Source organism: Enterobacter sp. Li2LvB3 (assembly GCF_056156645.1).
In genome coordinates this window covers 1-8,995 of record NZ_JBSICG010000044.1, presented here as the reverse complement: position 1 = coordinate 8,995, position 8,995 = coordinate 1, and the positions used below count along the sequence as shown (strand labels likewise).

At 55.8% G+C, this 8,995-nt stretch carries 7 protein-coding genes; 3 read left to right on the top strand and 4 right to left on the bottom strand.

The annotated features are described in order from the left end of the window. Positions 1–35 precede the first annotated feature (35 nt). From chiD to sppA, 4 genes are all read right to left on the bottom strand, one after another. Positions 36–1,292 (bottom strand): chitinase ChiD, encoded by a 1,257-nt coding sequence (chiD, locus tag ACS603_RS23145; protein WP_474944991.1) that lies wholly within the window; start codon positions 1,290–1,292, stop codon positions 36–38. 297 nt (positions 1,293–1,589) lie between these two features. Beyond that, the gene (pncA, locus tag ACS603_RS23140) at positions 1,590–2,231 is read right to left on the bottom strand and encodes a bifunctional nicotinamidase/pyrazinamidase (RefSeq protein WP_315688357.1); all 642 of its coding nucleotides are present in this window, start codon (positions 2,229–2,231) and stop codon (positions 1,590–1,592) included. 9 nt (positions 2,232–2,240) lie between these two features. Further along, complete coding sequence (gene ansA / locus ACS603_RS23135) at positions 2,241–3,257, bottom strand: asparaginase (protein ID WP_182060617.1); 1,017 nt, start codon at positions 3,255–3,257, stop codon at positions 2,241–2,243. A gap of 60 nt (positions 3,258–3,317) precedes the next feature. Continuing rightward, entirely contained in the window at positions 3,318–5,174 is a 1,857-nt protein-coding gene (gene sppA, locus ACS603_RS23130; RefSeq protein ID WP_315688358.1) for a signal peptide peptidase SppA, read from the bottom strand. Positions 5,175–5,341: 167 nt separating this feature from the next. Between sppA and ACS603_RS23125 the strand changes: the two genes are divergently transcribed. The 3 genes from ACS603_RS23125 to ACS603_RS23115 all read left to right on the top strand — a co-directional run bounded on the left by ACS603_RS23125 (position 5,342) and on the right by ACS603_RS23115 (position 8,965). After that, a complete protein-coding gene (locus ACS603_RS23125; protein WP_182060619.1) occupies positions 5,342–5,893 on the top strand; it encodes an NAD(P)H nitroreductase in 552 nt (183 codons plus the stop codon). A gap of 116 nt (positions 5,894–6,009) precedes the next feature. Further along, a complete protein-coding gene (selD, locus tag ACS603_RS23120; protein WP_315688359.1) occupies positions 6,010–7,053 on the top strand; it encodes a selenide, water dikinase SelD in 1,044 nt (347 codons plus the stop codon). A 4-nt stretch (positions 7,054–7,057) separates the two neighbouring features. Continuing rightward, positions 7,058–8,965 carry a DNA topoisomerase III gene (locus ACS603_RS23115; protein WP_474944990.1) on the top strand — a complete coding sequence of 636 codons (1,908 nt, stop codon included), beginning with the start codon at positions 7,058–7,060 and terminating at the stop codon, positions 8,963–8,965. Positions 8,966–8,995: the final 30 nt, after the last annotated feature.

The following is an 8,995-nucleotide window of genomic DNA, read 5'->3' as shown; positions in this document are numbered from 1 at the left end:
ACCCTCAGCCCTGTGGGAGAGGGCTTGATGTCTTACTACTTATGTGGGATCCCCAGCGACTCCGCCAGTTGTTTTGCTAGCAGGTTTTCGTCATCTGCGCCGTATTCCCAGAACATCCCCCCGGCAAGCCCCTTTTCCTTGATGTAGTCCGCTTTGATGGCAACTGAACGTGGGTTCTCGTAAGAGATGGCAAACAGCGCTTTGCCGTCGGCAGAATTTACTGAAAGCCACGGCACTTTTGCCTGATCGTCCCAATGTTCGGTAAAGCGTTTCTGCGGGTCGTTCAGCAGTTTTTTCACGATGTCGTTGTACTTCACATAGGTATCTTTGGTCAGGTCGTAACCCAGTGACTTGAACAAACCTATCTCCTGAGGCCCGAAGTAGGGCTGCGTTACCGGATTTTTTTGCGCATCCGGTTTCGTCCAGTCAATGCCTGGCTCAACCGCACGTTTCGGTACGCGCCCGTAGAAACCAATCCCAAGGTTCATCTGTTTGGGTTTTAACCCTGCCGCAAGATAGTTGTTCACCACGAAATCCACGCTGTATTTATCGGCGGCGGCAACGGTTGGCCAGGCGCTGGAGTCATACAGGTTGGCGTTGAAGTACTGCGTGCCGTACGCCATGTCGTAGGTCATCAGGTTGATGTAATCGAGCAGCGGGGCAATGGCTTTCACATCCACCCAGCTTTTCGGACTTTCCGCATTAGCACCTACCGCAATGGTGACCAGCTTTTTCTGCCCGAAGGCCGCGCGCATCTCTTTTAGCAGCGCGGTGAAATTATCCCGGTCAGCGGGCGTGCTTGCGACCAGTCCCCACGCGCCGTTCACCGGATACTCCCAGTCGAGATCGATGCCGTCCAGACCGTATTTATCAACAATCTCCTGTGCGGAGCGGATAAACACGGCGCGAGTCTCTTTGGTGGCCGCCGCGCCAGAAAAACCGCGCGCCCCCCAGCCACCGACGGAAAGCAACACTTTCAGATTGGGGTTCTGTTTACGCAGGACAGGGATTAGCGCCAGATCAGAGGCCACTTTTGGCGATAACCAGATTTGATGAAGTTTTGCCGGATCTCTGAGTGCAGCGTTGGTTTCATCTTTCTCATCGTTATAGACCAGGCCAAACGAGTAGTTCAGGTGTGTTATCTGACGGACGTCGAGTTTATTGATATCCCCGCCCGGGCCGGCGGTAACATCGCCACCTCCGTTAAAGTAGCCCACGGACATCAGGGTATTGGCGGAGGCAACTGACGCGCAAAGCAAGGGTAATGCTGCCAGCAATGGCAAACGTTTCATATAAGTTCCTCTTTGACCTAATAAAAATATCCCCGTCATACTTCAAGCTGCAGGTGCGTTGGCTGCACTCGTTCACCCCAGTCACTTACTTATGTAAGCTCCTGGGCTTCACTCCTTTGCCGCCTTCCTGCAACTCGAATTATTTAGGGGATAACCACGCCACGGAAAGGCGTGGCGAAAAAACAACCTGAAGAGAATAGCATTGCCGCTGCGCTGAGGATGTGAGGGAGTTCACTTTATGGAAGATCGGAGAGGGGGTTGCCGGGTGGCGGCTTCGCCTTACCCGGCTAAAAAGGCTTACGCCTGCGTCTCGAGCCAGTCTTCCAGCGTATACAACGTTGCACCGGCGGTGGACATCTCCATAAACGCCAGCGCGCTGTCATGTGGTTGAATGTTCACGCCGCGACACCCGTCGGTGATCACATTGACGGTGTAGCCCAGGTCCAGCGCATCCAGTACGGTGAATTTCACGCAATAATCCGTCGCCAGCCCCAGCACAATCAGTTCGGCGATATCGTGATGGCGCAACCACTCATCCAGCGCTGTTTTCTGACGATGACCGTTATCAAAAAACGCGCTGTAGCTGTCGATGGCCGGGTTTTCCCCTTTGTGGAAAACGGCATCAATGGCTTTCTGATTCAGTAACGGATGCAGTTCCGCGCCTTCAGTCTGCTGAACGCAGTGATCGGGCCAGAAGGTTTGCGCCAGCCCGTCGAGTTGGCCCTGGCTGTAGGGCGCAACGTTATGCTGGCTGGCGAAGCTACCGTGGTTGGCTGGATGCCAGTCCTGGCTTGCCACAACGGCGTCACCACGCGTTTTACACCAGGCGATCAGCGAATTAGCCACATCAATGGTGCTATCGCCTTCCGCCACGGCCAGCGCGCCGCCCGCACAGAAATCATTTTGTAGATCAACCAGTAACAGAGCACGTTGGGCCATACTCACTCCTTATTCGTCTGGTGTCAGTTCACCGCGCAGGTTTTGCGTCATCGCGGTACGAATGGCCTGAACATCCAGATCCTGACTCAGTAAATAGTGAAGTTTAGTCAGCGTGGCCTCGACGGTCATGTCGGCACCGCTGATAACACCGGCATGAGCCAGGGCGTTACCGGTGGCATAACCACCCATATTCACCTTACCGGACATGCACTGGGTCAGGTTAACCACCACAATCCCACGTTCGCTCGCTTCCTGTAACTCTTTCAGGAACTCGCCGTTCTGTGGGGCATTGCCTACACCGTAGGAGCGCAGGATCAACGCTTTAACGGGCTGGCGCAGGAAGTTACGTACTACATCCGCAGAAATCCCTGGATAAATGGTGACCACGCCAATTGGCTGCGGGGTGATTGGGTGAACAACCAGTTCACCCGCCGTATGCGGTGCAGGCGGGGTTCCCAGGCGACGAATATGGATGCCTGCTTCCAGCAGTGGTTGCAGGTTTGGCGAAGCAAAAGCATCAAAGCCATCCGCGTGGGCTTTGGTCGTACGGTTGCCACGGTACAGACGGTTGTTGAAGAACAGCGACACTTCATTGATCGGGTAATTAGCCGCCACGTACAGAGAGTTAAGCAGGTTGATTTGCCCGTCAGAGCGCAGTTCCGCGAGCGGGATCTGCGAGCCGGTCACGATAACCGGTTTACTCAGGTTTTCCAGCATGAAGGAGAGCGCCGATGCGGTAAACGCCATGGTGTCGGTGCCATGCAGGATCACAAAGCCATCGTATTCGTCGTAATGCGCTTTGATATCGTCTGCAATATGCTGCCAGTCTTCCGGCGTCATATCGGAGGAGTCCATCAGCGGCTCATACTCGTGGATCGTGAAGTCAGGCATTTCAGGGCGATGGAATTCTGGCATTAATGCCAGCTGACGTTGCAGGTGGCCGGACACAGGGATATAGCCATTTTCAGAGCGCTGCATCCCGATGGTACCGCCAGTGTAGGCTACATAAATTGATTTCTTCTGCATGATAGTGAGTTCTTTTGCTTCAAAGAAAAATCCCCTCTTCACGAGAAGAGGGGACAGGTTTTAACGGACGTTAGCGCAGGTCAGGCAAAATGCGTAACGGCTTTGTGGATCGTTAAAGGCGGCAAGCTTATCGCCCTCGGCTTTCATCGCTTTAGCTGCGGTGGCGACGGGCGCAGGTAAGTATGCCTGAATGGCTTCTGGCAGCATGGCGCGCACGGAGCCAGACATACTATTCATCACCAAATCGAGGAACGATGGCTCGTCCTGGTAATACTCAACATGCCATTGCTTGAGTTTTGCCAGTTCAGCTGCTTTCGCGACGGCGTCATCAAAATCACCCAGGCTGTCCACCAGACCGTTGTTTTTGGCATCTTGGCCGGTCCAGACGTGGCCCTGAGCAATCTGGTCAATCTGCTCTGGCGTCTTCTTACGCGAGTCGGCAACCAGAGTGATAAAGCGCTTATAACCGCTTTCGATGCTGAGCTGCATCATCTCTGACACTTCCGGCGGCAGGGATTTGGTCACGGACACATCCGCCAGCGGTGATGTTGATACCCCATCGGTATGAACACCCAGATAATCAAGGCTGTTCTCCACCGTGTTGATGACCCCGAAAATACCAATTGAGCCCGTCAACGTGCTTGGGTTGGCAACGATGTAGTTAGCCGGCGTTGAGATCCAGTAACCACCGGAGGCCGCCATACCGCCCATCGAGACAACCACTGGTTTGCCCGCAGCACGTGCGGCAACCAGTTCAGCGCGGATCACTTCAGAGGCGCTGACGCTGCCGCCAGGGCTGTTGACGCGCAGAACAATGGCTTTCACTTTCGGATCAAGACGCGCATCACGGATCTGCGAAGCCGTGGTATCACCGCCCACATTCCCTGGTGTTTCCTGACCGTCCATGATTGCACCGTTAGCAAAGACCACCGCCACGCTATCACCGTTTTCACTCGGTTTTTTCGTCGTGTAGTCATACATGCTAATAGCGCTGTAGTTTTTGTCCTCTTTGCTCCAGCCGAACTGTTTGGTCAGGGCTTTTTCGATCTCTGCACTGCTACCCAGCGAATCAACCAGTTTGTTCTCAAGGGCATATTTGGCGGTGTCACCGTCAACCTTGCGCAGGCCGTCGAGCATCCCCTGAGCGCCAGGGAAGACCTGTTCAGCGGTAATCTGGCGGTTGGCCGCGATCGTGCCCAGATAGTTTTGCCACAGCTCGCCAATCCAGCGGCTGTCAGCTTCCCGGGCAGCCGGGGACATATCGTCGCGGATAAATGGCTCAACGGCGGATTTATACGTGCCCACGCGGAAGACATGGGTGGTGACTTTCAGCTTGTCGAGCAGCGACTTGTAGTACAACCCATTGGTTGCAAAGCCGTGCAAATCCACCGTGCCCTGCGGCGAAAGCCAGATTTTATTGGCAAAGCTCGCCAGATAGTACTGGCCCTGGGAATAGCTGTCGCCTACGGCAATAACAGGTTTTCCGCTGTCGCGGAATTCGCGCAGGGCTTTACCAATGTATTGCATAGAAGGCTGGTCGCCACCGGCAAAATCTTTCAGATCAAGCACGATCCCGGTGATGTTGCGATCGTCTTTTGCCTGGCGGATGGTTTCAACGATATCAAACAGGGAGTTTTCCTGTAGGCGATCGGATGTCGCGCCGAACAGCTGGCGGCCAATCACGCCCAGACGATTGCTGGTGGAGGGTTTATCGACGACGACCCCGGTGATATCCAGCAACAATGCCCCGCGCGTGGAATGCTGCGCCTGGCTTGTACTGCTGATGTGCATCCAGATGCCTGCGCAAACCAGGATCAGGAAGATGAAGAACACATTCATCACCAGTTCGCGGACAAAGTTGAGCAGTCGCCACGTCCATTTAAAGAAACCGGCAAAGATTCGCCAAAGGGTTCGCATGTATACTCCCTAACCAGAAAATGACTGTATCCGTCGCCAGTGGACGGCAATGTGGGGTTATCGTAATGACCCGACCGCCACTTGTCAGCAGGAATCGCCCGTCACGCTGTAACAAAATCTGCCGCCGTGTTAATTTTGTTAGGAAAATTCAAGACAGGAGTTAACCAATGGACGCACTTGAACTGCTTGTTAACCGTCGTAGTGCTTCGCGCCTGGCCGAACCGGCGCCAGCGGGCGAGCAGCTGGAAAACATTCTGCGTGCCGGGATGCGCGCACCAGATCATGGCACATTACAGCCATGGCACTTCTTTATTATTGAAGGCGAAGGCCGCGATCGCTTCAGCGCGTTGCTGGAGCAGGGTGCGGTAGCCGCGGGTCTGGACGAGAAGGGTATCGAGAAAGCCCGTACCGGCCCGTTCCGTGCGCCGATGATCATCGCGGTGGTCGCAAAATGTCAGGCTGAGCATAAAGTGCCGGTTTGGGAACAGGAAATGTCTGCGGGCTGTGCCGTAATGGCGATGCAAATGGCCGCTGTCGCACAGGGCTTTAACGGCATCTGGCGTACTGGCGCACTCACCGAAAGCCCGGTCGTTCGCGAAGGTTTGTCCTGTGGCGAGCACGACAAAATTGTTGGCTTCCTCTATCTCGGCACCCCACAGCTTAAAGCATCCAGCACGATAAATGTGCCGGACACTACGCCATTCGTCAGCCGTTTCTGATAACGCGCGCTAAACTGTCTGGATTCTGAGCATCTGCCGCAGAATTCAGACAGTCATACTTACCTCTTTATGGAATGAGCGCTACCATAGCGCGATTGCAATGACAGGAGATGTCCATGAGCGAGCAAACCATTCGTTTAACGCAATACAGCCACGGAGCCGGTTGCGGTTGTAAAATTTCCCCAAAAGTGCTGGAAACCATCCTGCACAGTGAACAGGCGAAGTTTGTCGACCCGAACCTGCTTGTCGGTAATGAAACGCGTGACGATGCAGCGGTTTATGACTTAGGTAACGGCACCAGCATTATCAGCACCACCGACTTCTTTATGCCGATTGTCGACAATCCGTTCGACTTCGGGCGTATTGCGGCCACCAACGCCATCAGCGATATCTTCGCGATGGGCGGTAAGCCGATTATGGCGATTGCCATTCTGGGCTGGCCAATTAACACCCTGGCCCCGGAAATCGCCCGAGAAGTGATTGAAGGCGGTCGCTTTGCCTGTCAGCAAGCGGGAATTGCGCTGGCTGGTGGTCACTCTATCGATGCCCCGGAGCCTATTTTCGGCCTGGCCGTAACGGGCGTGGTACCAACCGAGCGCGTTAAACGCAACAGTACGGCGCAGGCAGGCTGCAAACTGTTCCTCACCAAGCCGCTGGGCATTGGCGTGCTCACCACCGCCGAGAAAAAATCCCTGCTTAAACCTGAACACGTTGGTCTGGCAACGGAAGTGATGTGCCAGATGAACCTCGCCGGTGCGGCATTTGCCAATATCGATGGTGTGAAGGCGATGACCGACGTTACCGGATTTGGTCTGCTTGGCCATCTGAGCGAAGTGTGCCAGGGCGCGGGCGTGCAGGCGAAGGTCTGGTATCAGGACGTGCCGAAGCTACCGGGCGTGGAAGACTACATTGCCCAGGGCGCGGTGCCAGGCGGCACTCAGCGTAACTTTGCCAGCTATGGGCATCTGATGGGCGACATGCCAGAAGCGTGGCGCGATCTGCTGTGCGATCCACAAACCTCTGGCGGCCTGCTGCTGGCGGTAACGCCGGATGCAGAAGCAGAAGTACAGGCAACGGCCGCGGAGTTTGGTATCACTCTGACGGCCATCGGCGAACTGGTGGACGCCCGCGGTGGCCGCCCGATGATCGAGATCCGTTAATTCGATGCGGTTGTTTATTGCCGAAAAGCCGAGCCTGGCCCGTGCCATCGCCGATGTGTTGCCTAAGCCGCACCGCAAGGGCGATGGTTTTATCGAGTGCGGTAACGGGCAGGTGGTCACCTGGTGTATTGGTCACCTGCTCGAGCAGGCGCAGCCGGATGTCTACGACAGCCGCTACGCCCGCTGGAATCTGAACGACCTGCCTATCGTGCCGGAAAAATGGCGTCTGCAACCACGTCCGTCCGTCACCAAACAGCTCAATGTCATTAAGCGCTTCCTGCATGAGGCCTCTGAAGTTATCCACGCGGGTGACCCGGACAGAGAAGGGCAACTGCTGGTGGACGAGGTGCTGGATTACCTGGAGCTGGCTCCGGCAAAGCGTCAGCAGGTACAGCGCTGCCTGATTAACGACCTCAACCCGCAGGCCGTGGAGCGCGCGATTTCGCGTCTGCGCGCCAACAGTGAGTTTATCCCGCTGTGCGTTTCCGCACTGGCGCGCGCCCGTGCCGACTGGCTGTACGGGATCAACATGACCCGCGCCTATACCATTCTGGGGCGTAACGCCGGGTATCAGGGCGTGCTTTCGGTCGGACGCGTGCAGACCCCTGTGCTGGGGCTGGTGGTGCGTCGCGATGAAGAGATCGAAAACTTTGTCGCCAAAGACTTCTTTGAGGTCAAAGCGCACATCGTGACGCCAAAAGAGGAACGTTTTACGGCAACCTGGCAGCCAAGCGATGCCTGTGAGTCGTATCAGGATGAAGAAGGCCGCCTTTTGCATCGCCCGCTGGCGGAGCACGTGGTCAACCGCATTACCGGGCAGCCCGCTATCGTCACCAGCTATAACGATAAACGGGAATCAGAACCTGCGCCGCTGCCGTTCTCGCTTTCGGCGTTGCAGATTGAAGCCGCTAAACGCTTTGGTCTGAGCGCGCAAAACGTGCTCGATATCTGCCAGAAGCTTTACGAAACCCATAAGCTGATCACTTATCCGCGTTCGGATAGCCGCTATCTGCCGGAAGAACATTATGCCGGGCGCCATTCGGTGATGAACGCGATCGGCGTCCACGCGCCGGATCTGTTACCGCAGCCCGCCGTCAACCCGGACACGCGTAACCGCTGCTGGGACGATAAAAAGGTGGATGCTCACCACGCCATCATCCCCACGGCACGCACCAGCAATGTGAACCTGACGGAAAACGAATCTAAGGTATACAACCTGATTGCCCGTCAGTATCTGATGCAGTTCTGCCCGGATGCGGTGTTCCGCAAATGCGTCATCGAACTGGAGATTGCCAAAGGCAAGTTCGTCGCCAAAGCCCGTTTCCTGGCGGAAGCGGGCTGGCGCACACTGCTTGGCAATAAAGAGCGCGATGAAGAGAACGACGGCACGCCGCTGCCGGTTGTGGCTAAAGATGACGAACTGCTGTGTGAAAAGGGCGAGGTGATTGAACGTCAGACTCAGCCGCCACGCCATTTCACCGATGCAACGCTACTGTCAGCCATGACGGGGATCGCCCGGTTTGTGCAGGATAAAGACCTGAAGAAGATCCTCCGCGCAACCGACGGACTGGGTACGGAAGCGACCCGCGCAGGGATCATCGAACTGCTGTTTAAGCGTGGTTTCCTGGAGAAGAAAGGGCGTTATATCCATTCGACGGAACCTGGACGGGCGCTGATCCACTCGCTGCCTGAGCTTGCAGCAAGGCCGGACATGACGGCGCACTGGGAATCCATCCTGACGCAAATCAGCGAGAAGCAGTGTCGTTACCAGGACTTTATGCAGCCGCTGGTGGGGACGCTTTATCAGCTGATAGATCAGGCGCGCAGTACGCCGGTGAAGACGTTCAGAGGAATGGTTGCACCGGGCGGCGGTGCGAAGAAGCCGTTCAAAAAGAAAAAGAGCGCAGCCTGATACCTCCGGTTTTCTCCCTCTCCCTGTGGG